This is a genomic window from Streptomyces sp. Ru72, assembly GCF_002920635.1.
Lineage (GTDB): Bacteria > Actinomycetota > Actinomycetes > Streptomycetales > Streptomycetaceae > Streptomyces.
This window is the reverse complement of the sequence record NZ_PQSR01000025.1, coordinates 61,390-85,329: the sequence shown is the minus strand read 5'-3', so window position 1 is coordinate 85,329 and position 23,940 is coordinate 61,390. Positions and strand designations below refer to the sequence as shown.

General features: G+C 72.0%; 28 protein-coding genes. 7 read left to right on the top strand and 21 right to left on the bottom strand.

Annotated features, from left to right (window positions below; all coding sequences use genetic code 11):
• Positions 1–68 precede the first annotated feature (68 nt).
• The 5 genes from trpM to C3488_RS15035 all read right to left on the bottom strand — a co-directional run bounded on the left by trpM (position 69) and on the right by C3488_RS15035 (position 2,925).
• The gene (gene trpM, locus C3488_RS15055; RefSeq protein WP_103839910.1) at positions 69–317 is read right to left on the bottom strand and encodes a tryptophan biosynthesis modulator TrpM; all 249 of its coding nucleotides are present in this window, start codon (positions 315–317) and stop codon (positions 69–71) included.
• Positions 318–339: 22 nt separating this feature from the next.
• Positions 340–1,149 carry an indole-3-glycerol phosphate synthase TrpC gene (gene trpC / locus C3488_RS15050; RefSeq protein WP_103839909.1) on the bottom strand — a complete coding sequence of 270 codons (810 nt, stop codon included), beginning with the start codon at positions 1,147–1,149 and terminating at the stop codon, positions 340–342.
• A 179-nt stretch (positions 1,150–1,328) separates the two neighbouring features.
• On the bottom strand, positions 1,329–1,787 hold the full coding sequence (locus C3488_RS15045) for a DUF2752 domain-containing protein (RefSeq protein ID WP_103839908.1): 459 nt from the start codon (positions 1,785–1,787) through the stop codon (positions 1,329–1,331).
• 95 nt (positions 1,788–1,882) lie between these two features.
• A complete protein-coding gene (locus tag C3488_RS15040; RefSeq protein WP_103839907.1) occupies positions 1,883–2,122 on the bottom strand; it encodes an HGxxPAAW family protein in 240 nt (79 codons plus the stop codon).
• A gap of 164 nt (positions 2,123–2,286) precedes the next feature.
• Entirely contained in the window at positions 2,287–2,925 is a 639-nt protein-coding gene (locus C3488_RS15035) for a TIGR02234 family membrane protein (protein WP_103839906.1), read from the bottom strand.
• A 259-nt stretch (positions 2,926–3,184) separates the two neighbouring features.
• On the opposite strand from C3488_RS15035, the gene C3488_RS15030 reads away from it, so the two are divergent.
• Positions 3,185–4,402, top strand: a complete 1,218-nt coding sequence (locus tag C3488_RS15030; RefSeq protein WP_103839905.1) for a peptidase S8 — start codon at positions 3,185–3,187, stop codon at positions 4,400–4,402.
• 3 nt (positions 4,403–4,405) lie between these two features.
• Here C3488_RS15030 and C3488_RS15025 read toward each other — a convergent pair whose 3' ends face one another.
• Complete coding sequence (locus C3488_RS15025; protein WP_103839904.1) at positions 4,406–5,914, bottom strand: anthranilate synthase component I; 1,509 nt, start codon at positions 5,912–5,914, stop codon at positions 4,406–4,408.
• Positions 5,915–5,925: 11 nt separating this feature from the next.
• Positions 5,926–6,327, bottom strand: a complete 402-nt coding sequence (gene hisI / locus C3488_RS15020; RefSeq protein WP_103839921.1) for a phosphoribosyl-AMP cyclohydrolase — start codon at positions 6,325–6,327, stop codon at positions 5,926–5,928.
• 82 nt (positions 6,328–6,409) lie between these two features.
• Here hisI and C3488_RS15015 point away from each other — a divergent pair, with 82 nt between their 5' ends.
• On the top strand, positions 6,410–7,045 hold the full coding sequence (locus C3488_RS15015) for a TIGR03085 family metal-binding protein (RefSeq protein ID WP_103839920.1): 636 nt from the start codon (positions 6,410–6,412) through the stop codon (positions 7,043–7,045).
• Between the two features lie 9 nt (positions 7,046–7,054).
• On the opposite strand, the gene C3488_RS15010 is transcribed toward C3488_RS15015, so the two are convergent.
• The 10 genes from C3488_RS15010 to hisD form a co-directional block, all read right to left on the bottom strand.
• Positions 7,055–8,302 carry an MFS transporter gene (locus tag C3488_RS15010; RefSeq protein WP_103839919.1) on the bottom strand — a complete coding sequence of 416 codons (1,248 nt, stop codon included), beginning with the start codon at positions 8,300–8,302 and terminating at the stop codon, positions 7,055–7,057.
• Between the two features lie 23 nt (positions 8,303–8,325).
• Positions 8,326–8,913 (bottom strand): transcriptional regulator, encoded by a 588-nt coding sequence (locus C3488_RS15005; RefSeq protein ID WP_103839903.1) that lies wholly within the window; start codon positions 8,911–8,913, stop codon positions 8,326–8,328.
• 124 nt (positions 8,914–9,037) lie between these two features.
• Positions 9,038–9,793, bottom strand: coding sequence for an imidazole glycerol phosphate synthase subunit HisF (gene hisF, locus C3488_RS15000; RefSeq protein WP_103839902.1), 756 nt, complete (start codon positions 9,791–9,793; stop codon positions 9,038–9,040).
• 25 nt (positions 9,794–9,818) lie between these two features.
• Positions 9,819–10,211: a RidA family protein gene (locus C3488_RS14995; protein WP_103839901.1), complete on the bottom strand. Its 393-nt coding sequence runs from the start codon at positions 10,209–10,211 to the stop codon at positions 9,819–9,821.
• On the bottom strand, positions 10,208–10,933 hold the full coding sequence (gene priA, locus C3488_RS14990) for a bifunctional 1-(5-phosphoribosyl)-5-((5-phosphoribosylamino)methylideneamino)imidazole-4-carboxamide isomerase/phosphoribosylanthranilate isomerase PriA (RefSeq protein WP_103839900.1): 726 nt from the start codon (positions 10,931–10,933) through the stop codon (positions 10,208–10,210). The genes C3488_RS14995 and priA overlap by 4 nt, the downstream gene beginning before the upstream one ends.
• A gap of 4 nt (positions 10,934–10,937) precedes the next feature.
• On the bottom strand, positions 10,938–11,609 hold the full coding sequence (gene hisH / locus C3488_RS14985; RefSeq protein ID WP_103839899.1) for an imidazole glycerol phosphate synthase subunit HisH: 672 nt from the start codon (positions 11,607–11,609) through the stop codon (positions 10,938–10,940).
• Positions 11,606–11,770, bottom strand: a complete 165-nt coding sequence (locus C3488_RS40515; RefSeq protein WP_181139024.1) for a hypothetical protein — start codon at positions 11,768–11,770, stop codon at positions 11,606–11,608. Before C3488_RS40515 ends, hisH begins: the two co-directional genes overlap by 4 nt.
• 3 nt (positions 11,771–11,773) lie before the next feature.
• The gene (gene hisB, locus C3488_RS14980) at positions 11,774–12,367 is read right to left on the bottom strand and encodes an imidazoleglycerol-phosphate dehydratase HisB (RefSeq protein WP_100825690.1); all 594 of its coding nucleotides are present in this window, start codon (positions 12,365–12,367) and stop codon (positions 11,774–11,776) included.
• Entirely contained in the window at positions 12,364–13,503 is a 1,140-nt protein-coding gene (locus tag C3488_RS14975; protein WP_103839898.1) for a histidinol-phosphate transaminase, read from the bottom strand. Before C3488_RS14975 ends, hisB begins: the two co-directional genes overlap by 4 nt.
• A complete protein-coding gene (gene hisD, locus C3488_RS14970) occupies positions 13,500–14,825 on the bottom strand; it encodes a histidinol dehydrogenase (RefSeq protein WP_103839897.1) in 1,326 nt (441 codons plus the stop codon). The genes C3488_RS14975 and hisD overlap by 4 nt, the downstream gene beginning before the upstream one ends.
• A gap of 308 nt (positions 14,826–15,133) precedes the next feature.
• On the opposite strand from hisD, the gene C3488_RS14965 reads away from it, so the two are divergent.
• The 4 genes from C3488_RS14965 (at position 15,134) to ybaK (ending at position 19,272) form a co-directional block, all read left to right on the top strand.
• Positions 15,134–16,714, top strand: a complete 1,581-nt coding sequence (locus tag C3488_RS14965; protein WP_103839896.1) for an oxidoreductase — start codon at positions 15,134–15,136, stop codon at positions 16,712–16,714.
• Positions 16,715–16,854: 140 nt separating this feature from the next.
• On the top strand, positions 16,855–17,973 hold the full coding sequence (locus C3488_RS14960; protein WP_103839895.1) for a hypothetical protein: 1,119 nt from the start codon (positions 16,855–16,857) through the stop codon (positions 17,971–17,973).
• An 11-nt stretch (positions 17,974–17,984) separates the two neighbouring features.
• Positions 17,985–18,725: an LON peptidase substrate-binding domain-containing protein gene (locus C3488_RS14955; RefSeq protein WP_103839894.1), complete on the top strand. Its 741-nt coding sequence runs from the start codon at positions 17,985–17,987 to the stop codon at positions 18,723–18,725.
• Between the two features lie 43 nt (positions 18,726–18,768).
• Positions 18,769–19,272 carry a Cys-tRNA(Pro) deacylase gene (gene ybaK, locus C3488_RS14950; protein ID WP_103839893.1) on the top strand — a complete coding sequence of 168 codons (504 nt, stop codon included), beginning with the start codon at positions 18,769–18,771 and terminating at the stop codon, positions 19,270–19,272.
• 277 nt (positions 19,273–19,549) lie between these two features.
• Here ybaK and C3488_RS14945 read toward each other — a convergent pair whose 3' ends face one another.
• From C3488_RS14945 to C3488_RS14930, 4 genes are all read right to left on the bottom strand, one after another.
• Complete coding sequence (locus C3488_RS14945; RefSeq protein WP_103839918.1) at positions 19,550–20,224, bottom strand: DUF2567 domain-containing protein; 675 nt, start codon at positions 20,222–20,224, stop codon at positions 19,550–19,552.
• Positions 20,225–20,258: 34 nt separating this feature from the next.
• Complete coding sequence (locus tag C3488_RS14940; RefSeq protein WP_103839892.1) at positions 20,259–21,080, bottom strand: ABC transporter permease; 822 nt, start codon at positions 21,078–21,080, stop codon at positions 20,259–20,261.
• A gap of 82 nt (positions 21,081–21,162) precedes the next feature.
• Positions 21,163–22,134: an ABC transporter ATP-binding protein gene (locus C3488_RS14935; RefSeq protein WP_103839891.1), complete on the bottom strand. Its 972-nt coding sequence runs from the start codon at positions 22,132–22,134 to the stop codon at positions 21,163–21,165.
• A gap of 145 nt (positions 22,135–22,279) precedes the next feature.
• Positions 22,280–23,491: an NYN domain-containing protein gene (locus tag C3488_RS14930; RefSeq protein WP_103839890.1), complete on the bottom strand. Its 1,212-nt coding sequence runs from the start codon at positions 23,489–23,491 to the stop codon at positions 22,280–22,282.
• A gap of 232 nt (positions 23,492–23,723) precedes the next feature.
• Here C3488_RS14930 and C3488_RS40510 point away from each other — a divergent pair, with 232 nt between their 5' ends.
• Entirely contained in the window at positions 23,724–23,897 is a 174-nt protein-coding gene (locus C3488_RS40510; RefSeq protein ID WP_181139022.1) for a hypothetical protein, read from the top strand.
• Positions 23,898–23,940: the final 43 nt, after the last annotated feature.

Sequence of the window (23,940 nt, the reverse complement as noted above, 5' to 3'; positions counted from 1 at the left end):
GAACTCGCTGGGCATGCGGAAACCTCACGGTGAGTTGTGGATACCAATCGCCGTGGGGGCGGGGCTGATCAGTCGGCCTCGGGCCGCCTGTCGCTCGTCGCGCCGACGCGGCCGAGCCGCGTGTTCGGGTACTGCCCCGCACCCCTCGCGGGGCGCTGCCATCGCATGCCGTTGACCTGCCCCGGCTCGTCACCGATGACATACCGCACGCGGCGCCCGTGCACCCGGCGTGCGGGCGCGCGGCAGCCGCGGGGGCGGCATCCGCGGGCCAGGCGGGCGTACGGGTCCCTGGTCGTCACGGTGGTCGGAACAGTCATCGGCGCTCACCCTACCGGGACGTCAGCCCCGGCCGTGGCGCAGTGCCGGATGCGCGCCCGCCGCCACCAGGTCGGCGACGGCCGTCTTCGGGTCGCGCCCGGTCACGAGGGACTCGCCGACGAGTACCGCGTCGGCGCCCTCGTTGGCGTACGCGATCAGGTCGTGCGGTCCGCGGACGCCGGACTCGGCGACCTTCACGATCCCGCCGGGGATCTCGGGGGCGACCCTCTCGAACGTGGTGCGGTCCACCTCGAGGGTCTTGAGGTTGCGCGCGTTGACCCCGATGACCTTCGCTCCGGCGTCCACCGCCCGCTCGACCTCGTCCTCGTCGTGCACCTCGACGAGGGGGGTGAGCCCTATGGAGACCGCGCGCTCGATCAGCGACTCCAGGGCCGGCTGCTCGAGGGCGGCGACGATCAGCAGCGCGAGGTCGGCGCCGTACGCCCGGGCCTCCCACAGCTGGTAGGAGGTGACGATGAAGTCCTTGCGCAGCACCGGGATGTCGACCCGGGCCCGGACGGCCTCCAGGTCGGCCAGCGAGCCGCCGAAGCGGCGCTGCTCGGTCAGGACGGAGATGACGGCCGCGCCGCCCGCCTCGTAGTCCGCGGCGAGCCCCGCCGGGTCGGCGATCGCGGCGAGCGCACCCTTGGACGGGCTGGACCGCTTGACCTCGCAGATCACCTTGACCCCGTCACCGCGCAGGGCGGCGACGCCGTCCTTGGCCGCGGGAGCCTTCGCCGCGCGCTCCTTGAGCTCGTCGAGGCTGACGCGTGCCTGCCGCTCCGCGAGGTCGGCACGGACTCCGTCGATGATCTCGTCGAGCACACTCACGCGAGCGGCCCCCTTCCTGACGGTTGACGATGGGGGTGAGGTTCCACCCGGTCGGGCCTCGGTCCACCGGAGCCGCCCCGGCGGGCGAAACCGATGGTCACTGCGATGGTATCCGGAGCAGGGCCCAAGCCTCACATCCGGTGGACGCCGGTCCCACTACCTGGACATTCACCGATCGATCACGGGTGCAGCCAGCCGCCGAACGGCAGGTTCCGGACAACGGTGAAGGCCAGTACCAGTGCACCGAGGCTCCACAGCTGCACCGGCGTGAGGTCGATCCGCAGCGCTCGTCCCCGTACCGCGTGCACCGCCCACACGGCCCACACCACGGCGAAGACCAGAAAGCCGGTGACGGCGAGAGCGTTGTCGTGCAGCGCCGTGAGGACGTCCCCGTGGACGAAGGCGTGCGCACTGCGCAGTCCGCCGCAGCCGGGGCAGTACATGCCGGTGTAGCGCAGCAGCGGACAGACCGGATAGTGGCCGGGCCGGTTCGGGTCCACCGCTCCGACGTAGGCGAAGGCCCCGGCGACGGCCGCGAGCACCCCGGCGGGTACCGCGATGCGACGCAGGGCGGCTGCGCCGGCGGTGCCGCCGCGGTGCGGGGCCACGCTGGGGGATTCGGCGTTCACCCCACGCATTCTGCCCGCCCGCCGCCGCGGGTGCGCGGGTACGCGAGAGGCGGCTCCCGTACGCACCGTGCGGGGCCGCCTGTCGTCCGCAGCGGGAGGAAGCCTCAGCGCTCCGTCGCCTCCGCGGGCTGGTGCGCGGAGTGCGCCTGCGTCTTCGGCTGGCCGAGACCCATCTGGCGCATGATGCCGCCGACGACGCCACCGAGGACGCAGATCGCGATGCCCGCCCAGAAGCCGACCGGCTGGGCCATCACGGTGAAGGCGCCCGAGACGCAGAAACCGATGAAGGCGATGATGACACCGGTCCAGGCGGCCGGGGTGTGACCGTGGCTGCTGCCCGCCATGACTTGCTCCTTGTTGGCTCTATGTGCGTGGGTGAGTCGAAGCTCGGCGCTCATTGTCCCGTACCCGTGCGTATGGGGTGAGCGCGGGGTCGCGCAGTCCGATTCGGGGCCAGGAAGCGCCTCCGGGGCGCCCCTTCGGCTCACGCGCCGGGTTGTCGGGGCTCTTAGGCGCCGGTGGGGTCCTCGCCCCGGTCGAGGGCCTTCCACAGGTCCTCGGGGCGGTCGGGGTCGACGGGCTTCATCCGGCGCGGACGGGGAGTGCCGTCGCGCTCGTAGCGGCCGGACATCGCGGGCCACAGCCGGCCGTAGCGCAGGGCGAGCAGCCCGGCGAGGAGGAGCAGCGCGCCGCCGGCGGCCGCGACGTACGGCCAGGCGGAGTGTGTGAGCGCGGTCGCGGTCGCGGAGGTGTCGCCGGCCGCCTGTGCCGCCTTCTCGTCGAGCGCCGAACTGTCGGAGGCGCCCAGCAGCGCGGCGGCGATGGTGCCGCCGCCGGAGAGCGCGAGCAGCAGGGAGACGAGGAGGCGCCCAGTGCTGCGGACGGCGAAGACGGCGACGAGTGCGGCGAGGCCCACTATGGCGAGGGCCGCGGGGACGCCCGTGACGTCGCTGCCCTTGGCGGTCAGCGAGTAGTCGCCGCCGGCCACCGCCACGGTCCCCGCCGACCAGCTCTGCCGGGTGGAGAGCAGCGCCACGGCAGCGCCGACCGCCCCGCACAGCAGGGCGACGGCGAGGCTGCGCCGGGCGGGCCGGAGGGGTGCGGCGGCCTCGGAACGGGGGTGAGGTACGGCAGTCACGTACTCCACTATCGCCTGAACCCCGGCAGAACCGTCATCCGGGGTCCGTCAACCCATGACCGCACCACAATTTTCCCTTGGTCGTCCCAGAGTCAGGCCATGCGTTCCCCATCCAGGGCAAAAAGAAGTCACAGCTTCAACGTTCTCCTTGTTGACGTGCCCAGGACATTCGTAGGTTCTGCGCGGCCGTCGCGCGCACCCACGTCGGCGGCTGTACGGCGCACCCCCCACATGTCTCTCCGGTTCACCCACTCATGGAGGACGTACGTTGCGCAGAACCGTTTCCGCCGGCGCCGTGGCCACACTGGCCACCGCTGCCCTCGCCCTGGCCGCTCCCGTCGGCCAGGCCGCGTCCACGACATCCACGGCGCACGGCGTCACCGTCGCGCGCTCGTGCGCGGCCCCGACGCAGAAGAACGTCATGGCATGCAACGCTCTCAAGGTCACCGCGGGCACCCCGAGGTCCGCACACGCGGAGAGCGACCTGACGGCCGCGGCCACCCCCGCCGGCTACGGCCCCGCCTCGCTGCAGGCGGCCTACAAACTGCCCTCGTCGACCGGCGGTTCGGGCCAGACGGTGGCGATCGTCGACGCGTACGACGACCCGAACGCCGAGGCCGATCTCGCCGTCTACCGCTCGCAGTACGGCCTGTCCGCCTGCACCACGGCGAACGGCTGCTTCAAGAAGGTCGACCAGAACGGCGGCACGAGTTATCCGCGCGGCGACTCCGGCTGGGCGGAGGAGATCTCCCTCGACCTCGACATGGTCAGCGCGGCCTGCCCCAACTGCAAGATCCTCCTGGTGGAGGCGAGCTCGGCCACCATGACGAACCTCGGCACGGCCGTGAACACCGCGGTCAGGCTGGGAGCGAAGTTCGTCAGCAACAGCTACGGCGGCAGCGAGTCCTCCAGCGACGCCACGTACGACTCCTCGTACTTCAACCACCCGGGGGTCGCCATCACGGTCTCCTCCGGTGACAACGGCTACGGCGTCGAGTACCCGGCCGCCTCCAAGTACGTGACGGCGGTGGGCGGTACGTCGCTGAGCACCGCGTCCAACTCCCGCGGCTGGACCGACACGGTGTGGAGCGGGGCGGGCTCCGGCTGCTCGAGGTACGACGCCAAGCCGGCCTGGCAGAGCGATGGCGGGTGCGCGAACCGCACCGTCGCCGACGTCTCGGCGGTCGCCGACCCGAACACCGGCGTCGCGGTCTACGACAGCTACCGCTCGGCCACCGGCTGGATGGTCTTCGGCGGCACCAGCGCCTCCTCGCCGCTGATCGCGGCGACGTACGCGCTGGCGGGCGCCCCGTCCTCCGGCTCCTCTCCGGCGTCCTTCCCCTACGCCCACCCGTCGTCGCTGTACGACGTCACCAGCGGCTCCAACGGCAGCTGCTCCGGCTCGTACCTGTGCACCGGCACCACCGGGTACGACGGGCCCTCGGGCCTCGGTGTCCCCAACGGCACGGCGGCCTTCACGGGCTGATCCTCACGGTGACGTGAGCCTGTTGGCCGTGTGCACCGCGCGGAGGACGGCGGCCGCCTTGTTGCGGCACTCGTTGTCCTCCGCCACCGGGTCGGAGTCGGCGACGATGCCGGCTCCGGCCTGCACGTACGCCGTGCCGTCACGCAGCAGTGCGGTACGGATGGCGATGGCGGTGTCGGAGTCGCCCGCGAAGTCGAGGTAGCCGACGCAGCCGCCGTACAGGCCGCGCCGGGACGGCTCGAGCTCGTCGATGATCTGCATCGCGCGCGGCTTGGGCGCACCGGAGAGGGTGCCCGCCGGGAAGCAGGCGGTGAGCACGTCGAAGGCCGTGCGCCCGGCCGCGACCCGTCCGGTGACCGTCGAGACGATGTGCATCACGTGGGAGTACCGCTCGATCGACATGAAGTCGACGACCTCCACCGAGCCGGGTTCGCACACCCGGCCGAGGTCGTTGCGGCCCAGGTCGACGAGCATCAGGTGCTCGGCGCGCTCCTTGGGGTCGGCGAGCAGTTCGTCGGCGAGGGCCTGGTCCTCCTGCGGCGTCGCGCCGCGGTGCCGGGTGCCGGCGATGGGGTGGACCATGGCCCGGCCGTCCTCGACCTTCACCAGGGCCTCCGGGGACGACCCGACGACGTCGAACGCGTCTCCGTCGCCGGAGGGGAAGCGGAACAGGTACATGTACGGCGAGGGGTTGGTGGCCCGGAGCACCCGGTAGACGTCCAGCGCGCTCGCGGTGCACGGCGTCTCGAAGCGTTGCGAGGGGACGACCTGGAAGGCCTCGCCCGCGCGGATGCGCTCCTTGATGTCCTCCACCGCGCCCCGGAAGTCCTCGCCGCCCCACCGGGCGGTGTACTCGGGCAGTTCGGAGGGCGGCAGGACGGCCGGGGGCTGGGCGACCGCGCGGGACAGGTCGGCCTCCATGGCGTCGAGGCGGGCCACCGCGTCCGCGTAGGCGTCGTCGACGCCCGTGTCGAGGTCGTTGTGGTTGATCGCGTTGGCGATCAACAGGACCGAGCCCTCCCAGTGGTCCATGACCGCGAGGTCGCTGGTCAGGAGCATGGTCAGCTCGGGCAGCTTCAGGTCGTCGCGCTCGCCGGGGCCGATCTTCTCCAGTCGGCGCACGATGTCGTACCCCAGATAGCCGACCATGCCGCCGGTGAAGGGCGGCAGGCCCAGGTCGTGAGCGAGGTCGCGGGGTGTGTGCAGGGCCTCGATGGTGGCCCTGAGGGCGGCCAGCGGGTCGCCGTCCGTGGGGACGCCGACGGGCGGGGTGCCGAGCCAGTGGGCCCGGCCGTCGCGCTCGGTCAGGGTTCCGGCCGAGCGGACGCCGACGAAGGAGTAGCGCGACCAGGACCGGCCGTTCTCGGCGGACTCCAGCAGGAAGGTGCCGGGGCGCTCCGCGGCGAGTTTGCGGTAGAGCGCGACCGGGGTGTCGCCGTCGGCGAGGAGCTTGCGCGTGACCGGGATGACGCGGCGGTCGGTGGCCAGCTTGCGGAACGTCTCGAGGTCCATGGCGGCCGACCTTACTGATCCGCGGACGCCGGGGCGGAGGCGGCGTCCTTGAGCAGCACGTCGGCGTCGAAGCAGGTGCGGTCGCCGGTGTGGCAGGCGGCGCCCACCTGGTCGACCTTGACCAGCACGGTGTCGGCGTCGCAGTCGAGCGCGACCGACTTCACGTGCTGCACATGGCCTGAGGTGTCGCCCTTGACCCAGTACTCCTGGCGGCTGCGGGACCAGTAGGTGCAGCGGCCGGTGGTGAGGGTGCGGTGCAGCGCCTCGTCGTCCATCCAGCCGAGCATGAGCACCTCACCGGTGTCGTACTGCTGGGCGATGGCGGGGAGCAGCCCGTCGGCGCTGCGCTTGAGGCGCGCGGCGATCTCGGGGTCCAGGCCGCTGGGCCTGCTGGGCGAAGGCGTGCTGGTCATGCGGACCATTGTGCCGCGCCGCACCGACATGCCCGGTCACCGTCCGCTGGGCGGACCGCTCCCCCGGTCGTACGCTGACTCCATGTCGACCCATGCCAAGCGTGAACGACTCCTCCTCGCGGACCTGTTGGAGGCCACGGGCCCCGACGCGCCCACGCTGTGCGAGGGCTGGAAGACCCGGGACCTCGCCGCCCATGTGGTGGTGCGCGAACGCCGTCCGGACGCCGCCGGTGGCGCGCTGATCAAACCGCTCGCGCCACGCCTGGAGAAGGTGATGGAGGAGTACACCGCGAAGCCGTACGAGGAGCTGATCCAGCTGATCCGTACCGGCCCGCCGCGCTTCTCACCGTTCTCCTTGAAGCAGATCGACGAGGCGGCCAACACGGTGGAGTTCTACGTCCACACGGAGGACGTGCGCAGGGCGCAGCCCGACTGGACTCCGCGCGAGCTCGACCCGGTCTTCCAGGACGCCCTGTGGTCCCGCGTGGAGCGCACGGCCCGTCTGACCGGGCGCGGCGCCCCCACGGGCCTGGTCCTGCGCCGCCCGAACGGCCAGACGGCGGTCGCCCACCGGGGCACCCCGGTGGTGACGGTCACCGGCGAGCCTTCGGAACTGCTGATGTTCACGCTGGGCCGGCAGCGGGTGGCGGACGTCGAACTGGAGGGCGAGAAGGAGGCGATCAGTCAGGTCCGGGAGACGAAGCAGCTGGGGCTCTGAGCGGGGGGATCACCGGGGGAGTTCGGCCTGGCGCAGGTCGCGGGAGCCCAGGACGACGACCCCGGCCAGCCCGAAGACCGCCGCGCTGACGACGAACACCGGACCGGTGCCCCAGGCGCCGATGGCGGCGGCGCACAGCGGCATGCTGAGCGGGGCGAGGCCGAGGCTGACCAGGCTGGAGACGGCGGTGACGCGGCCCTGGTAGGCGGGGGCGGCCTGGGTCTGCAGCAGGGCGCCGCACATGGCGCCGCTGAGTCCGGCGAGGAGGCCGATGAGCAGGGCCACCCCCACAGCGGCCACGACCGTCGGCACGTAGGCGAAGGCACCGATCGCCACGGAACCCGCGAAGGCCGCGTACGCGGTCACGCGTCCCGCGTGGGGCAGCCGCCCGCGCACGGCCAGCAAGAGGGAGGCGGCTCCGGCCCCGGCCCCGAAGCCGGCCACGGCCCAGCCCAGGCCGGAGGCGCCCCAACCGCGCTCTTCGGCCAGCAGCGTCAGGCCGACGTTGAGCGGTCCGACGAAGCCGAGGTCGCCGAGAGCGATGGCCAGCATCAGCGGGGCGAGAACGCGGTGGCGACGGATGTGGCGCAGACCCGAGAGAAGGTCGCGCCAGGCAGTGGTGTCGTCGGCGCGGGGTGCGTCGTCCGGTGGCAGCTCCCGTATCCGTACGGAGATCAGCAACGGTACCGACACCGCGATCAGCAGCCCGGCCAGAGCGAAGGCGGCCGCCGCGCCGCCGACCGCCACCCCCAGGCCACCGAGCGGGGCGCCCATGACGTACGCCAACCGGTTGGCAAGCCCTCGCATGCCGTGCACGCGCGCAAGCTGCCTCCGCTCGGTCAGGCGTGCGGGGAGAGCGCCCACTGCGGGAATGAACACCGCGTCCACGGTGCCGAAGACCAGGGCCAGCAGGGTGAGCGGCCACAGGCCGGGGGTGGTGGCGAACAACAGGCCTGCCACCGCGAGGACGGCTGCGCAGCGCACGGCGTCACTGCCGATGACGGCCTTCCGGGGCCCGAAACGGTCGGCGACCACTCCCCCGCCCAGCAGGAGCAGCGCCCTCGGCAGGGCGCTCACCGCCATGACGACTCCGGCCTGCGACGGCGTCCCTCCCTGGACGGCCGCCCAGGAGAGAGCGATGTAGTAGACCGTGTCGCCGATCATGGACGACGTGTAGGCGGCGAGCCAGCGCAGGACGTTGCGGTCGCGGTGGGCGGGACGCTCGGTGGCCTGCCGATCGGCGGGTAACGCGGACACGGTGGTCAAGACGGTGGCCTCTCTCAGGGACGGAAGGGAAATCCGTACACGTGCAGCGCCACGTTCTCGCGCCCTTCGGTCTCGCCGGCGGCCGCGCGGGCGCGCGCCTGCTCGTTGTGTTTTCTGATCAGCGCGTCCAGTTCGCGGGAGAGGTCGGCCAGTTCGGCGGCCGTCATGCGCGGCAGGTACTCGGAGTCGATGGCGGCGCTGTTCCACTCGGGGCCCCAGTGGGGGCGTTCGTCGAGGTGGCGGAGGTAGAGCTCGCCGCGCTGCTCGTAGAAGAGCCGGGAGGCCGCGGTGTGCGCGGCGACCTTCTCCGGAGCGTCCCTGAAATCCTCTTCATGGATGCTGACCCCGTCCGACGCGGGCTGCCACCAGCGTTCGCGTCCGTCCTCGCTCTGCGGCTCGGCTTCTTCGATCAACCCGTGCTCGGCGAGCTTGCGCAGGTGGTAGCTGACCAGTGACACGGCCTCGTCGACCAGTTCGGCGAGCCGTGAGGCGGTGGCCACCCGCTCGAGGTACAGCGCCCGGAAAAGCCTCATCCGCAAGGGATGCGCGAGCGCCTTCAGCGTGCCCACGTCGTCGATCCGGCGATCCTTCTTGCGAGCCATGCCCGCCACAGTAGACAGGAAAGAAAAGTTGCACAATATTTTTTGCGCAACTTTCCTTTCGCATCTGCCCGTGAAAGAGCCCCGGCCACCCGGCGGCGACCGGGGCCTGAGGCCCGGGGCAGCGTCACCTCACGGGATGCCCCGCCTCCCGCAACGTCTGCTTCACTTCTCCGATCCGCAGGTCCCCGAAGTGGAAGACCGACGCCGCCAGCACCGCGTCCGCGCCCGCTGCGATCGCCGGGGGGAAATGGGCCAGGGCCCCGGCGCCGCCGGAGGCGATCACCGGGACCGTGACGTGCTTGCGGACGGCCGCGATCATCTCCAGGTCGTAGCCGTCCTTCGTGCCGTCCGCGTCCATCGAGTTCAGCAGGATCTCGCCCGCGCCCAGCTCGGCCGCCCGGTGCGCCCACTCGACCGCGTCGATGCCGGTGCCGCGGCGTCCGCCGTGGGTCGTCACCTCGAAGGAACCCGACCCGGTTCGACGCGCGTCCACCGAGAGCACCAGGACCTGGCGGCCGAAGCGCTCCGCGATCTCCCGGATCAGGTCCGGACGGGCGATCGCGGCCGTGTTGACGCCCACCTTGTCGGCGCCCGCCCGCAGCAGCTTGTCCACGTCCTCGGCCGTCCGCACCCCGCCGCCGACGGTCAGCGGGATGAACACCTGCTCGGCGGTGCGGCGCACCACGTCGTACGTCGTCTCCCGGTTGCCCGAGGAGGCGGTGATGTCCAGGAACGTCAGCTCGTCGGCGCCCTCGGCGTCGTACACCTTCGCCATCTCGACGGGGTCGCCCGCGTCGCGCAGGTTCTGGAAGTTGACGCCCTTGACGACCCGGCCGTTGTCCACGTCCAGGCAGGGGATGACTCGGACCGCCAGGGTCATGAATCCACGGCTCCTCTTGCTGCTTCTAGCCTCTGAAGGCTTCCAGTTCCACTTCCACCAGGATGCGCGGGTCGACGAAACCCTCCACCACCAGCAGGGTCGTCACCGGGCGCACCGGGTCGAACAGCTCCTTGTGGGCACGGCCCACCTCGTCCACGTCCCGCTGATGCGTCAGGAACATCCGGGTCCGGATCACCGACTCAGCCCCGAGACCGAACTCGGCGATCGCCTCCAGCGCGCTGGCGAACGCCACCTTCGCCTGCTCGTACGGGTCGCCCTCCCCGTACAGCACGCTGCCCTTGAAGGACGTCGTGCCGCCCACCAGGACGCGGTCGCCGACCGCGACGGCGCGCGCGAAACCGAAGGACTCTTCCCAGGGACTTCCGCTCTGCACACGCCGTACGGCTTCCGACGTCATGACGACACAGCCTCCAGGGCCTCTTCCAGGGTGAACGCCTTCGCGTACAGGGCCTTCCCGACGATCGCGCCCTCAACCCCCACGGGGACCAGGTCGGCGATCGCCCGCAGGTCGTCCAGCGACGACACACCGCCGGAGGCGACCACCGGGCGGTCCGTCGCCGCGCAGACGTTGCGCAGCAGCTGAAGGTTCGGGCCCTGCAGCGTGCCGTCCTTGGCGATGTCGGTGACGACGTACCGCGCGCAGCCCTCCTTGTTGAGGCGCTCCAGCGTCTCGTAGAGGTCGCCGCCGTCGCGGGTCCAGCCGCGGCCGCGCAGCGTGGTGCCGCGGACGTCCAGCCCCACCGCGATCTTGTCGCCGTGCTCGGCGATGACCCGGGCGACCCACTCGGGGGTCTCCAGGGCGGCCGTGCCGAGGTTGACGCGCGTGCAGCCGGTGGCCAGTGCGGCGGCCAGGGTGTCGTCGTCGCGGATGCCCCCGGACAGCTCCACCTTGATGTCCATCGCCTTCGTGACCTCGGCGATCAGCGCGCGGTTGTCGCCGGTGCCGAACGCGGCGTCCAGGTCGACCAGGTGCAGCCACTCGGCGCCCGCCCGCTGCCAGGCGAGGGCGGCCTCCAGCGGGGAGCCGTAGGAGGTCTCCGTGCCGGACTCGCCGTGCACGAGGCGGACGGCCTGGCCGTCGCGGACGTCGACGGCGGGGAGGAGTTCGAGCTTGGCCATGTCTCTACAGGGTTCCGATCCAGTTGGTGAGCAGCTGCGCGCCGGCGTCGCCGGACTTCTCGGGGTGGAACTGCGTGGCCCACAGGGAGCCGTTCTCCACGGCCGCCACGAACGGCTTGCCGTGCGTCGACCAGGTCACCTTGGGGGCGCTCATCGCCGGGTTGTGCGTCTGAAGCTGCCAGTCGTGGACGGCGTAGGAGTGCACGAAGTAGAAGCGCGCTTCCGCGTCCAGCCCGGCGAACAGCTCGGAGTCGGCCGGTGCCTCGACGGTGTTCCAGCCCATGTGGGGCACGACGTCGGCCTGGAGCTGCTCGACCCGCCCGGGCCACTCGGCGAGACCCTCGGTCTCGACACCGTGCTCGATGCCGAGGCCGAACAGGATCTGCATGCCGACGCAGATGCCCATCACCGGGCGCCCGCCGGCCAGCCGGCGGTCGATGATCCAGTCGCCGCGCGCCTCCTTCAGCCCCTGCATGCAGGCGGCGAAGGCGCCGACGCCCGGCACCAGCAGGCCGTCGGCGTTCATGGCGCGGTCGAAGTCGCGGGTGATCTCCACGTCGGCGCCCGTGCGGGCGAGGGCGCGCTCGGCGGAGCGGACGTTGCCGAAGCCGTAGTCGAAGACGACGACCTTCTTAGAGGTCTTCGACGTCTTCTGCGGAGTGCTCGGGGTGCTCAATTCCACACCTCCAGACGCATGACGCCCGCGACGAGACACAGTGCGGCGCCGATCGACAGCAGCACGATCAGGCTCTTGGGCATCTTCTGCTTGACGAAGGAGATGATCCCGCCGGCGAGGAACAGGCCGACGACGATCAGTGCGGTCGAGGTGCCGTTCATGGCTTACAGCGCGCCCTTCGTGGACGGGAGGATGCCGGCCGCGCGCGGGTCGCGCTCGCTGGCGTAGCGCAGGGCCCGGGCCAGCGCCTTGAACTGGCACTCCACGATGTGGTGGGCGTTGCGCCCGTAGGGCACGTGCACGTGCAGCGCTATCTGGGCCTGGGCGACGAAGGACTCCAGGATGTGCCGGGTCATCGTGGTGTCGTACTCGCCGATCATCGGCGCCATGTTCTCGGGCTCGGTGTGCACGAGGTACGGGCGGCCGGACAGGTCGACGGTGACCTGGGCGAGGGACTCGTCGAGCGGCACCGTGCAGTTGCCGAAGCGGTAGATCCCCACCTTGTCGCCGAGCGCCTGCTTGAAGGCGGCGCCGAGCGCGAGGGCGGTGTCCTCGATGGTGTGGTGCGAGTCGATGTGGAGATCGCCGTCGGTCTTCACGGTCAGGTCGAACAGACCGTGCCGGCCGAGCTGGTCGAGCATGTGGTCGTAGAAGCCGACGCCGGTGGCGATGTCGGTCTTGCCGGTGCCGTCGAGGTCGATCTCGACGAGGACCGAGGTCTCCTTGGTGGTGCGCTCCACGCGACCTACGCGGCTCATGCGCTGTACTCCTTCGCGGGTGTGGGGGTGTCCCCCACCAGACACTGCAACTCGCGGACCGCGTCGAGGAACGCGTCGTTCTCCTCCGGGGTCCCGGCGGTGACCCTCAGCCACCCCGGTACGCCGTTGTCCCGGACCAGGACGCCCCTGTCCAGGATCTTCCGCCAGGCCTCGTGCGCGTCGGGGAACCGCCCGAACTGCACGAAGTTGGCGTCGGACTCGGTGACGTCGTAGCCGATCGCGCGCAGCTCGGCGACCAGCCGGTCCCGCTCCGACTTCAGCTGCTCGACGTACTTCAGCAGCGTGTCGGTGTGCTCCAGGGCGGCCAGGGCGGTCGCCTGGGTGATCGCCGACAGGTGGTACGGCAGCCGGACCAGCTGGACGGCGTCCACGACCGCGGGGTGCGCGGCGAGGTAGCCGAGGCGCAGGCCGGCGGCGCCGAACGCCTTCGACATGGTGCGCGAGACGACGAGATTCGGCCGACCTTCGAGGAGCGGCAGCAGCGAGGAGCCGTGGCTGAACTCGATGTACGCCTCGTCCACGATCACCATGGAGGGCTTGGCCGCCTGCGCGGCCCGGTACAGGGCGAGGACCGTCTCGGGAGGGACCGCGTTGCCTGTGGGGTTGTTGGGGGTGGTGATGAAGACGACGTCCGGCCGGTGCTCGGCGATCGCCTTCTCGGCGGCGGCGAGATCGATCGTGAAGTCCTCGTTGCGCGGACCCGGGATCCAGCCGGTGCCCGTGCCGCGCGCGATGAGCGCGTGCATCGAGTACGACGGCTCGAAGCCGATCGCGGTGCGGCCGGGCCCGCCGAAGGTCTGCAGCAGCTGCTGGATGACCTCGTTGGAGCCGTTGGCCGCCCACACGTTCTCGAGGCCGACTTCGTACCCGCCGGTCTTCGTCAGGTACTCGGCCAGCTTCGTACGCAGTTCGACCGCGTCCCGGTCCGGGTAGCGGTTCAGGCCACGGGCTGCCTCGCGTACGCGCTCGGTGATCCGTTCGACCAGCGCCTCGGGCAGCGGGTACGGGTTCTCGTTCGTGTTCAGCCGTACGGGCACATCGAGCTGGGGGGCGCCGTAGGGGGTCTTGCCGCGCAGCTCGTCCCGGACGGGAAGATCGTCGATTCCGAAGCTCACTTGCTCTCAGGCACCTTCCAACCGAACCTTGCCTTGATCGCCGCGCCGTGCGCGGGCAGGTCCTCGGCGTCCGCCAGCGTCACCACGTGGTGCGCGACCTCGGCCAGCGCGTCCCGCGTGTAGTCGACGATGTGGATGCCGCGCAGGAAGGACTGGACGGACAGGCCGGAGGAGTGGCAGGCGCAGCCTCCGGTCGGCAGCACATGGTTGGAGCCGGCCGCGTAGTCGCCGAGGGAGACCGGCGCCCAGGGACCTACGAAGATCGCGCCCGCGTTCCTGACACGGTCCGCGACCGCGGCGGCGTCGGCGGTCTGGATCTCCAGGTGCTCGGCGCCGTACGCGTCGACGACGCGCAGGCCCTCGTCGATGCCGTCGACCAGGACGATCGCGGACTGCTTGCCCGCCAGCGCCGGGCGGATCCGGTCCTCGATGTGCCTGGTGGCGGCGACCTGCGGCTCGAGCTCCTTCTCCACGGCGTCGGCGAGCTCGACGGAGTCGGTGACGAGGACGGCGGCCGCCAGCGGGTCGTGCTCGGCCTGGCTGATCAGGTCGGAGGCCACGTGCACCGGGTCGGCGGTGGAGTCCGCGAGGATCGCGATCTCGGTGGGGCCGGCCTCGGTGTCGATGCCGATCCTGCCGGTGAAGTAGCGCTTTGCGGCGGCGACCCAGATGTTGCCGGGGCCGGTGACCATGTTCGCGGGCGGGCAGGACTCGGTGCCGTACGCGAACATCGCGACGGCGGTGGCGCCGCCGGCCGCGTACACCTCGTCGACGCCCAGCAGGGCGCAGGCGGCGAGGATCGTGGGGTGCGGCAGGCCGTCGAACTCGGCCTGGGCCGGGGAGGCGAGGGCGATCGACCCGACACCGGCCTCCTGCGCCGGGACCACGTTCATGATCACGGACGACGGGTAGACGGACCGGCCGCCGGGCGCGTACAGACCCACGCGGTCCACCGGCACCCACTTCTCGGTCACCGTGCCGCCGGGCACCACCTGTGTGGTGTGCGCGCTGCGGCGCTGCTCGCGGTGGACGAGACGGGCGCGGCGGATGGACTCCTCCAGGGCCGCGCGCACGGCCGGGTCGAGCTGCTCCAGCGCGTCCTTCAGGGCCTGGGCCGGGACCCGGACCGACGTGAGGCGCACTCCGTCGAACTTCTCGGCGAAGTCGATCAGCGCCGCGTCGCCACGATGATGCACGGCTTCGCAGATCGGACGCACCTTCTCCAGTGCGGCCGCTACGTCGAAGTCGGCTCGGGGCAGCAGGTCGCGCAGGGCGGGGCCCTCCGGGAGGGCGTCGCCGCGCAGATCGATTCGGGAGATCACAGCCCCAATTCTCGCAGACGGCGCCGACGGGCCGGACGGCCGTATCAATGGCTGATACAGAGCGTGGACGGGCGGACGGCTCGGTGGCGGGCCGGCCGGCCGCGGCGGCCGGGGACGGATCCGTGGACGACACGGCGTGTCGCAGCCGGGGCGGAGCGCTCCTGAGGGCTGCCGGGCGGCGTGGCCGGATTCGATGGGTGGTGGCGATGGGCGGAAGATCGCCTTCACCTTCGGCGTTCGGGCGGTCACACAGCGGGCATGAACGGTCGTACGAAACCCGCGAGTAGCTGGGGGAGGAAGGAAGAACCGTGACCGAGGGTGCCGGCATCCGTGTCGAGGACGTGCCGGACGGCCTGACCGCGACGGAGGCCGGGATGTGGCAGGCGTTCCGCAACGGCAGCGAGTACGACCTGCGTGAAGGGGACCCCGCCGTGGACGATCCGCACGGCGACCGGCCCTGGGGGCCGGGGCGCACCGTGCGGGCCCGGATCGTGGCCTGGCTGCTCCTCGACGGCCCGCCCGCGCTCGCGGGACGGGTCTCGTCGCTGAAGCTGACCGGCATCCGGATCACGGACACCCTGGATCTCGCGGGCGGCACGGTCGTGCCGTACGTCGAGCTGAACGGCTGCCGGTTCGAGAGGGAGGTGCTGCTGCCGGAGGCGCGTTTCACGACCGTGCGGCTCGTGGACTGCTCGGTGCCGCGTCTGGAGGCGGCGCGGGTGCACACCGAGGGCGACCTGCATCTGGCGCGCTGCCGGTTCCAGGGCGGGGTGCGGCTCACGGACGCGCACATCGGCACCGATCTGATGCTCAACCAGGCCGTAGTCCACCGCGACCGGCGGGGCCGCTCCATCTCCGCGGACGGGCTGACCGTCGGCCAGGACCTGCAGGCGGAGATGCTGGAGGCGTACGGCGAGCTGAGCATGCGCAGCGCCAAGGTCGGCGTGTCGCTGAGCCTGCGCGGCGCCCGGCTGACCAGCCCGTACACCCGGCTGGCACTGAACGCCCCGCAGCTGACGGTCGAGCGCACCCTGTACCTGACTCCGGCGGGCGTCGGCAATCCGCTGCAGAGCAGTGGCACCACACCGGCGCGCGGCACCCGGGTGCAGCACTTCGAGTGCCGGGGCGGGATCCGGCTGGACGACGGGCGGTTCGGGGACGCGGTCGACCTGGACCGGGCCCGGTTCGTCCTCGACGACGACCAGGAACTGTCGCTGCGCCGGGTCCAGACGCCCGAGCTGCGCTTCCTGGGCGACCGGCCCGAGCGGGGCAAGGTGATCCTCTCGGGCGCCCGCATCGTGAACCTGGTGGACCGGTGGACCAGCTGGCCCGGCCTCGGCGATCTCCACATGGGCGGTTTCGCCTACGAGAACCTCGTACCGCAGGACGCCTTCCCGCTCGCCCGGCGTCTGGAGTGGGTGGCGGCGGCGACCGCCGAGTACAACCCGGAGCCGTACGAACGGCTCGCGGCCGTGCTGCGCAACTCCGGCGAGGACGAGGACGCGCGCGAGGTCCTGCTCGCCAAGCAGCGGCGCCGCCGCGAGACACTGCCGCTCGCGGCCAAGCTGTGGGGGTACGTACAGGACTGGACGGTCGCCTACGGGTACCGGCCCGGCCGCGCCGCCGTGTGGATGGCGGTGCTGTGGGCGGCGGCGTCGATCGCGTTCTCGCACGCGAGCCATCCACCGGTCAACAAGGACGGGCATCCGACGTGGAACCCCTCCCTGTTCGCTCTGGACCTGCTGCTGCCGGTCATCGATCTGGGCCAGGCGGGCCAGTGGCGGCTGAACGGGGCCTGGCAGTGGCTGTCGGCGGCGGTGATCCTGCTCGGCTGGATACTGGCCACGACGGTCGCGGCGGGGGCCACGAGGCTCCTGCGACGCAGTTGATCCCGCGTGACCGAAGGGGCCTGGGCATAGGGTCCATCAGCAGCCAAACGGTTACTTTTTACTCTTTCTTGAACTTCGCCCGTACAACCAAACGCGGGTTACGCATTTGTGCTGGCGCTCCCCCGACCTGCGGCTTTTCAATGGTCGACACCATGGCAATGCTCCGCCCCTTCATCCGTACGCCACGGATGGCTCGCACCCCCTCCCGCCTCGCCGACGGGTTGCCCGCCGACGACGAGGTCCTTCTCGACGCGCCCGACGACCGCCTGGCACCCGCCCTGGTCGCGGCGGGAAGCGGCGAGTACGGTCCGGCGGCCGAACTGCTCGCGGCCACACGTCGGGCCGCCGAGTGGGAGGACCGCGACCGCTACGTGACACGGCTCGGCGCCTTCGCCCGCTCGCGCGACGAATGGCTCACGCACTGGCACGACGCCGCCCCGAACGATCCGGACGCCACGTTGGTCAGCGCCCAACTCGCGGTGGCCCGCTGCTGGGAGTCGCCGGCCCGCGTGGAACTCCTGCGCAAGGTCGGTCCCTCGGTCACCGCGGCGACCGAGGGCGATCCTCGGGACCCGGTGCCGTGGCGGGTGGCGCTCGACCACGCGCGCGGCGCGCACGCCGGCCACAGCCAGTACGAGCGGCTGTGGGCCGAGGCCGTACGCCGCTCCCCGCACCACTACGGCTGCCATGTCGCCGCCCTGCAGTACCTGTCGGCCGCGTGCAGCGCGCAGTGGGGGACGACTCCGCACAGGCCCGGCGACTCGCACTGGGAGTGCTTCGACTTCGCCGAGACCGCCGCGCAGGACGCCCCGCCGGGCTCCCTGGTGCAGGCGCTGCCCGTGCGGGCCGCGTTCAAGTACCTCACGGAGGGCGACGGAGTCGTCGTGACCCGGGGACGGCTGGACGCGGCGGCCGACCGGGCCATCGCGCTGTCGTCGCGGTTCGCGGCCGCCGACCCGTGGCCCGCGGAGATCCGCAATCTCCTCGTCTTCGTCCTGGTCCGGCTGGAGCGCTGGCAGGACGCGCTCACGCAGTTGCGCATGATCGGCCCGTACGCCACGTCGTTCCCCTGGGACCGGATCTGCGACGACCCGCTGGGCCGGTTCCTTCACGTGCGGGAGGCGGTACGACGGGCGGTGGCGTCGCCGGTTCCACCGCATCTGCCCGAGCGGCTTCTGCCGCTCATCCCTCCCCCCGGCAGGCAGCCGATCGGGCACCTGAACGACCGCACCGGCCACAGGCCCCGCTGCGACCATTAGGCTTTCGGGTCGTGACCACCGTCCGGCTCCCGCTCTTCCCGCTGAACTCGGTGCTGTTCCCGGGGCTCGTGCTCCCGCTGAACGTCTTCGAGGAGCGCTATCGCGCCCTGATGCGCGACCTGTTGAAGATCCCCGAGGACGAACCGCGCCGGTTCGCCGTCGTCGCCATCCGCGACGGCCACGAGGTGGCGCCGAGCGCGCCGGGCATGCCGGATCCCACCGCGCTGCCCGAGCGCGGGCCCGCGGCCGGCTTCGGGTCCGACCCGGCCAAGGCGTTCCACGCGGTGGGCTGTATCGCGGACGCGGCGACGATCCGGGAGCGGGCCGACGGCTCGTTCGAAGTCCTGGCGACGGGCACGACCCGCGTCCGTGTGCTCTCGGTGGACACCTCCGGCCCGTATCTGACGGCCGAGCTGGAGGAGCTGCCGGAGGAACAGGGCGACGAGGCGGGCGCGCTGGCCGAGGGGGTGCTGCGGGCGTTCCGGCAGTACCAGAAACGGCTGGCGGGCGCGCGGGAGAGGTCCCTGTCGGCGGGTACCGACCTCCCGGACGAACCGGCCGTGGTGTCGTACCTGGTGGCGGCCGCGGTGATGCTGGACACGCCGACGAAGCAGCGGCTGCTGCAGGCGCCCGACACCGCCTCCCGCCTGCGCGACGAGCTGAAACTGCTTCGCTCGGAGACGGCCATCATCCGTAACCTGCCGTCGTTGCCGGCGACCGAGCTGACGCGGACGCCGACGAGCATGAACTGACACGAACGCTTCGTGGGAACGGGGCGGGAACGGGAACGGCCGGATGGCGAAGAAGTCGAAGAAGCAGCAGCAGCCCGGAGGGACACCGGCGACGGTGGCCCTGGCGGCGGCCGGAGTGGAGTTCACGGTCCACGCCTACGACCACGACCCGTCCCACCCGTCCTATGGCGAGGAGGCGGCCGAGGCGATGGGGGTCTCCCCCGACCGGGTGTTCAAGACGCTGGTGGCCGACGTGGACGGGGCACTCGTGGTCGGGGTGGTCCCGGTGGCGGGTTCGCTGGACCTGAAGGCGCTGGCCACAGCGGTGGGCGGCAAGCGGGCGGCGATGGCGGACCCGGTGCTCGCGGAGCGTACGACGGGCTACGTACGCGGCGGCATCTCGCCTCTCGGCCAGCGCAGGAAGCTCCCCACGGTGCTGGACGAGTCGGCGTCCTCACACACCACGATCTGCGTGTCCGCCGGGCGCCGGGGTCTGGAGGTGGAACTGTCCCCCGAGGACCTCGCCAAGCTCACGCAGGCGACGCTGGCACCGATCGCCCGTGCCTGACCACTCGACGGACGGCCCGTCCTCGGCTAGTACGGAAATATGTCGAAGAGGACACGCAAGCGCAAATGGCGCATGAAGAAGGGCCACGCCAACCACGGCCACCGGCCGGCGTGACCACCGCTCACCATCAAGGCGCCGGGCGGGCTGAATCAGCCCGCACGGCGTTTGAGGACGAGGCCGTGAGGCCGAAGCGGGGGTCCGGGGGCGGCAGTCCCCAGGGACGGGAAGGGCAGGGGCGGCGGGGGTGAAAAAGCCGTCGGCCACCCTCGGCGGTCTCTTACGCCTGCGGCGCAGCCGACCCGTACGGATCGGGATCCCGCGGAGCGAACAGCGCCGTCAGCCCCAGGTGCACCACCAGCGCCGCCACCGACCACGCCAGCAGCGCCCCCTTGGCCCCGAGCTTCAGCGGGGCGGAGAACGTCACTCCCTTGCCCACGGCCTTGGCGTGCGCGATGACGTTGTGCGGGGGACCCAGCCAGACCCCCAACCGCCACGCGAGCAGCGACCCCAGCAGTCCGCCCACACAGAGCGCCACCACCAGCGGCACCCCGCCCCGCTTGCGCACGAGGAAGACGACCAGCGCACTGAGCACACCGAAACCGGCCGCGAGGAGCGTGAACGTCCCGTCCACCCCGATCGCCTGCTCGCCCTCGGTGTCCTTCAGATAGACGACCCAGTTGCCGTCGACCTTGTCCGCCACCAGCGGCACATGCGGCGCCAGCCACCACCACAGCACCCCGAGCAGCGCCCCGGCGAGCGCGACGCCCACCGTGATCACGGCCGCCTCGCGCACCTCGGTCTTCATACCGGGCCCGTCCGCCCCGTAGACGGCCGTGGCACCGTGCGGTGCCGGCCCGATCCCCACAGGCTCGGACACGGCGTGCCACGCCTCGTGCGAAGAGTGCGGGGACTGTTCATGCGGCGGCGGAGGCGGAGTCAACGGAGCGGTCACCTTCACATCCTGCCAGGCGTGTCTGTCAGCCGCGTCACCGGACGGCCGCCCGGCGGTACGCCCAGGTCGCCAGGGCCAGCGAGGCCACCCCGACGGCGGCGCACACGCCGAGGTCGCCGAGGACGAACGCCCAGTCCGGATGCCCGCCGAAGGTCCGCGCAAACGCCTCCACCCCGTACGTCGACGGCAGCAGGTCGCGCGCGACCTGAATGGCCTCCGGCATCCGGTGCGCCGGCAGCACGCCCAGCAACAGCGCCGCCGACATGCCCAACTGCCCGAGCAGCGTGGCCAGTTCGGGCCGCGGTGCGAGCAGGCCCAGCGCGGCGCCGAGCCCGGACAGCGCGGCGCCGGCCAGCGGGATCACCGCCGCGAGAACCCACAGGTGGGCGAGTGGCAGGCCGAAGAGCACGCACCCGAAGACGGCGGTCACCAGGGTCCCGGGCACGGTGAAGGAGGCATACGCCGCCGCGGCGCCCAGCACCACCGCCGCGGCCGGCACCGGCAGCGTGGCGTAGTGGTCGAGCCCGCCGCTGCCGCGCAGCTGGCCGAAGTACTGGGCGAGCAGGTTCAGACCGACGTACGCGACCACGAGCACGGACGAGCCGGCGACCACGGACCAGGCGTCGCTCCCGCCGCCGCTCACCACCCCGCGCATCATGATCATGATGCCGATCGACTGGAACGTCGCAACGAACAGCAGCGGGATCCGTGCGACCCTCGCCCTGGACAGCTGGGCCCGGTACACGGCGGCCATCGACGGCCACAGCCGCGCCCGCGGCCCGAGGGCGGCGCCGTCCACGGCACCGTCGTCCGTCGCCCGGGCGCCGGGCAGAACCCCGGCGGGTACGACACTCACCTCGCGCTGCTCCTCTTCGTTTTCCCCAAGGTCCTTGCGGGGCTCCCCACGGGACTCCATACGGACACGGCGGCCGTCGCGCTCATGCCTTCACCAGCCCCTGACCGCTGCCGCCGAGCGTCAGGTAGACGTCCTCCAGGCTGGGCGTGGCCAGTGTGAAGTCGTCGAGGGCGGCGAAGGCGGCGCCCCCGGTGACGGTGGCGACGGCCGCGCGCGCCTCCTCGGGAGCCATCCGCAGCGACCAGCGGCGCCCGGACTCCACGGCGCGGGTGCGCAGCGCGGCGACCTCGGGCACCTCCAGGGGCGCCCGTTCCCGCCACACGAGTTCGACGCGGACCTCCCCGGCGACGCGCTCCTTGAGCCCGGCCGGGGTGTCGCAGGCGATGATCCGGCCCCGGTCGAGGACGGCGACCCGGTCGAGGACGGTCTCCGCCTCGATGACGTTGTGGGTGACCAGCAGGACGGTCGTCCCGAGCTCGGCCCGCCTCCGGTCCACAGCGGCCCACACGGCACGGCGAGCGACCGGGTCCATGCCGGTGGTCGGCTCGTCGAGCACCAGCAGCGGCCGCTCCCCCATCAGCGCGGCGGCGAAGCAGGCGAGCCGGCGCTGACCGCCGGAGAGCTTCTTCAGCGGCCTGGAGGCGATCGGTGCGAGCCCGAGTTCGTCGAGGACGGCGTCCCGCGCCTCGCGGGCGTGCCGCAGGTCGAGCCCGCGCAGCCGTCCGGTGGTCTCGGCGGCGAGGGAGACGGTCAGCTCGTCGAGGGCGGTGGACTCCTGGCCGAGGTAGGCGAGGATGCGGGCGGCCCGTTCGGGGTGGCGCACGATGTCGTGCCCGAGGATCTCCACGCTGCCGCTGTCGGGTCGCATCAGTCCGGTCAACTGACGCAGGAGGGTGGACTTGCCGGCGCCGTTCGGTCCGAGCAGTCCGAAGATCTCGCCGCGCCGGATGTCCAGCCGTACGTCGTCGGTGGCCCGCACCTCCGGCGTCCCGGGCGCGCCGCGCCGCCCCCGTACCGCCGGATAGGTTTTGGTCAGCCCGCGCACGGCGCACACGACGTCGTCACTGTGCCGTGGTGCCGTTGCGCTGCGCTTGCTCACAAAGGACGAGAGTAAGGGGTACCGCCCGCCGAGCGGTTCCCGGGGCCCGCGGAGACCGCGGGCCGAAGCGGTGTGTCATTCCCCGACGGGCACCTCCGCCTCACTCGCCGGCGGGCGCCTCCGCCCCCGTGCGCTGGTCGATCTCCCGCCAGAAACCCGCCCGGATCGCGTACCGGTCGTGTTCGTCGATCTGGTCGTCCTTGTGGGCGAGCAGGCCGAAGCGGGCCGCGTACCGCAGCAGTTCTCCGTCGATGCGGTGCGGCACCCGCGGGTACATCCCCGACAGCTTCTGCAGGTGGGAGGGGTCGGCCAGGCGGGAGATCCACCGCCGGGCGAACACCTGTCCCACCTCGTAGGGGTCGCCGCCGACCGTGGTGATGTCCTCCTCGCGGTCCGCCCACCGCTGTTCAGCGGTCGTCAGCTGCGCCAGCGTCGGCAGCGAGGCTGCCTCCGGCGACTCGGCCGCGACGGGCCGGTCCACCCAGCCCTTGTCGGACGACCAGCGCAGCGTCGCACCGGCGGGCTGCTGCGCGGTGTGCGTCCCGGGTGCCCGCAGCGCCGCGAGGTCCTTCGGGGTCGGTACGCCCTTGGTGACCGGCACCCGCTCCTGGGTGCCGTTCTGCGACGCGGCCGCAGTGCCGTGTTCCGGTTCGGCGGCGGACCGCTCCGTGGCGGCCGTGAGCGCCGACTCGGGCAGCGGCGCCGACAGGATCGCGGCGATCTCCGGACGGGGCGCGGGCGGCGGCGCGCACACCCCGCCCGGCTCCTTGGGCCGTACGGCCTGGGTGATCCACGCCCGGTCGAGCACGCGTCGCTCGTCGGCCTCGGCGACCAGGTCCTCGGACTGGTTGTAGTCGCCGTCCGCGGCCTGCACGGCCCACAGGTGCACGGCGACCCCGTGTTCCTTGGCGGCCATCATGCCCGGCAGCAGGTCCCCGTCGCCGGTGACGAGCACGACGTCCGAGCACGCGCGGTTGCGGGCCAGCTCGGTCAGCTCGGCGTGCATCGCGGCGTCGACGCCCTTCTGCGCCCACCGCCCGTCGCTGCGGGTCAGCGCGCCCAGGCGCACGGTCACCCGGGGCATCACGCGCAGCCGGCGGTGCTCCGGCTGCGGTACGCGGTCGGGAGCGCCGTCGAACCAGTAGATGCGCAGCAGCGGCCGCCCGGTGTCGACCTCGGCGCGTTCCCGCAGTCCCTGGATGAGGGCGGCGTGGTCGACGGTGATCCGGGACCTCGACGGTTCCCCGGCGAGGAGGCTGGCGGCAGCTCCGAGCAGATACCCGGCATCCACCAGGACGATGCAGCGGTCCACGCGATCCACCCTCTTTCCGGGAGGTTTGCTTCGGGCTTGCTTCGGGCTTGCTTCGAGTCTGCCCGACGGCGGAGAGGTTAACGGCCGGAACTCGATCTTCGGCGTGGCGTATCCGCGGGACCGGACCGCGAAGGACTGTGTCACGCAGGGTAATTGTCCGACATGCGGTTGATGTCAGGCTATGTGAATCTGGTCCCGGCCCTGGCCCCTAGTCCCCACAGGAGGCATCACCATGGCCAAGAACAAGAACCGCAAGCAGGCCGGCCCGCAGAACCGCTCCCCGAAGGCCGAGCAGGCGCAGGAGCAGCGGCCCGCGGCGGAGGCGCACACGTCTCCGATGGCGCAGGCCCCGGGCAGCCCGGCGGATGCTACCCGTAAGAAGCAGAAGAGCTTCGGCCACAACTGACGCCTGCACGAGGGCTGATGCCGAGGCCCGCGCGCGAGGGCCG